This is a genomic window from Prevotella aurantiaca (assembly GCF_015262605.1).
Lineage (GTDB): Bacteria > Bacteroidota > Bacteroidia > Bacteroidales > Bacteroidaceae > Prevotella > Prevotella aurantiaca.
In genome coordinates, this window is the sequence record NZ_JABZSJ010000097.1 from 1 (window position 1) to 2,905 (window position 2,905).

Below are 2,905 nucleotides of genomic sequence, written 5' to 3' on the forward strand. Positions count from 1 at the left end.
AGTAAATAAAAGCGTTCCGTGAGCTTTCAGCCTACCAAATGTCCATTACGCCAGATTATAGCTAATTTCATCTACCAGCGCCATGATAATGCCTGTAACTTCACCTCGTGTAAACGATGTACTGGATTGAATAGCTGCTGCAAGGTCGGCTGTTGAAGTTTCCCCACTGCTCACTACTCTTGCATGCCACTTACCACCACGATTGGCTTCTTTAAACTTACTTTGTTGTAGTCTGATACTTATTGCCATATAGTTATGTCTTATTAATTATCTTTTAATTAATCTGCAAACTTACATAAAATTCTCAAATTATACCCTATCTAATGAAGAAAACCACTTCTTATTTAGGCTAAATATGCTTATTTGTCTTATAAATGTTCAAAGACGAAGCACAATTTTATACACGAAGAAATAACTATAATTGTTTGAAAAATTGTTGTATAGCATACAGAAGTCTACTTCGAAGATTCTATTTTATGAATGAATAGAAGATGATAAAGTTGTAAAGAATTTATAAGATATATTTTTTATTATAACTATCAGATTTTCAATGTGTTGTAATAGTGCCTGTTTTGCGATGTAAAACAAGCACTATTACATTGCAAAATAGTCGATATTGCAACGCAAAACAAGTACTTTTGGAATATCAAACAACTATCAATGCTTTTCAATTACATTTTTCTTTACAAAACGAGGAGCTTTTATGCAGTTGTATAAAGGCTGTAAGAAGAATTTCTTACAGCCATAATAGTTCAGCTACAATTAAAATTTAATGATGAGAAAGTATGGATATGAGTAGCTACTACTTATTAAACATGGTAGACAGACTTGCGCTCTTAGTGTAGCAATAGCGGACGTTAATCTGAAGAAAGAAGACAGAAAACTGTAGTATTTAGAAAGAAAGGATAAAATGTTTCGTTTGTTATTTAAACAAGTCATCATAGGTGTGCAGCTGTTTTGCTATGATATTATGCTTGAATTAACGCAAAGCATTATATCAAAGAGATATAAACCCTGTTTTCTTTGTGTTCTAATACATTGTAAATAGCCAACTATGGAAACAAAAAACAACATTTTGTAATAAATGTTTAGTATTTGTTTTCGTTTGTAAAAAATATTAATTATATTTGCAACACTATTATATATCAGTGTTGATAAACACATAAAAGCATATACAAAAGAAGGCAAAAGGGAATCAGCTGCCTTAGTTGAGAGGAAAATACGGTACATTATAATTTGTTGATACAGCCACATCGCCCCAAACTGCCCACTCTTATGCATTCATTCAAACAATAAATAAGAACGCCGACAAACGGCATAAACAACAACAACTATGAAAAGAACTTTACCTATTATCGCACTTTTGATGCTGTCTGCCTTACAGATCTGTGCACAACAAAAGAACTATGACTTCCAAGAAGGAAAGCTCTATTACAAAATTACAGATGTTACAAAGCAGCTTGTAGAGGTTACTACAGAACTCAGCGAACTCTTGGAAGCAACTGGAACATTATATACGAAGCCTCTCGAAGGCGATATCGTAATACCCAATAATGTAAAACACCAAAACAAAGAGTATGTTGTAACTGGTATTGCTGACAATTCTTTTGGCGGTTGCATTAAGGTTACATCGGTATCCATACCTGCCAGCATTACAACTTTAGGCGAACAAGTCTTTCTTTCTTGTACAGGCTTGAAGCGTATTACGGTAGATAAGGATAATAACACCCTTAAAGATATTGATGGAGTACTCTTCAATAAAAGTGGAAATAAGCTAATTTCTTATCCTAACAAGCACTCTGTTAATTACGAAATCCCTGAAGGAACCGAAGAACTCAGCCCTGCTTCATTCTTCCTTTGCAACGAAATAGAGGCAATAAAGTTTCCTTCTACGCTGAAAAAGATAGGTATGCTTGCTTTCGGTCATTGTGTAAAATTAAGAGAAGTAACCATTCCAAATAATATTGTAGACCTTGGCGACTTTGCTTTCTATAACTGTACTGGTTTGGAGAAGGCTGTTATCAACGCTGATATCGACGAATTGAAACGATACATGTTTAGCAGATGCACAGCATTAAAAGAAGTTACACTCCCTTCCACAATAGAACATATTCGCACTTGGGCCTTTGGCAGCTGTGCCTCAATGAAGAATATTACATTGCCAGAAAGATTGAAAGACATAGAAGCTGAAGCTTTTAACGGTTGCGAAGCACTTGTTGAAATCACACTTCCAGCTGACTTGGAGAAAATCGGAATGTATGTTTTCGATGGTTGTAAGCAGCTAAAAAATGTTACTTGTCTCCGAAATACACCACTAAAAGGGGAAGCTATGGGTGATGGAGTGTTTGAAAATGTAGACAAAAATATCTGCGAACTAAGAGTACCTAAAGGCCATAAGGCTGAATATGAGGCTGCTGAACAATGGAAAGAGTTTGCTAAAATTATAGAACACGACCTAACGGGTATTTCTTTACCAGTCAGCCAAGATAATGATGGTGAAACAACAATCTTTAGTATTGATGGTCAACGTCTGCCCAAAAATGTACAACCATCGCACGGAATCTATATTATTAATGGTAAAAAGGTGAGCGTCAAGTAGTAAAAATATCATCATACATTCATAATTCTAATGAACGGCTGATTGCAAACCAAGTGTTTGTGACCAGTCGTTTTAGTTTGATTGATACTCACTGTCACCACGATATAACTCAAAAAAAAGGACAATAAGTCAACCTGCTCAATCAGTTTTTTACTTTCAAAAGTTAGTATAATATTCTTAAAGCAAAGTTATGCTTACTTCGTATCATTACTTATATGTTGTTGACGAATTAATAATTTAACATACTTCTTTGTGGCGTAATGGACATTTGGTAGGCTGAAAAGCTCACGGATTTTAGTAATGGAC

At 34.7% G+C, this 2,905-nt stretch carries 1 protein-coding gene and 1 pseudogene; one reads left to right on the forward strand and one right to left on the reverse strand.

The features are described from left to right. Positions 1 to 48: 48 nt before the first annotated feature. A pseudogene (locus HXN26_RS10820) lies at positions 49 to 249 on the reverse strand (HU family DNA-binding protein); the annotation flags it as partial. A 1,084-nt stretch (positions 250 to 1,333) separates the two neighbouring features. On the opposite strand from HXN26_RS10820, the gene HXN26_RS10825 reads away from it, so the two are divergent. Next, a complete protein-coding gene (locus tag HXN26_RS10825; protein ID WP_273161260.1) occupies positions 1,334 to 2,599 on the forward strand; it encodes a leucine-rich repeat domain-containing protein in 1,266 nt (421 codons plus the stop codon). Positions 2,600 to 2,905: the final 306 nt, after the last annotated feature.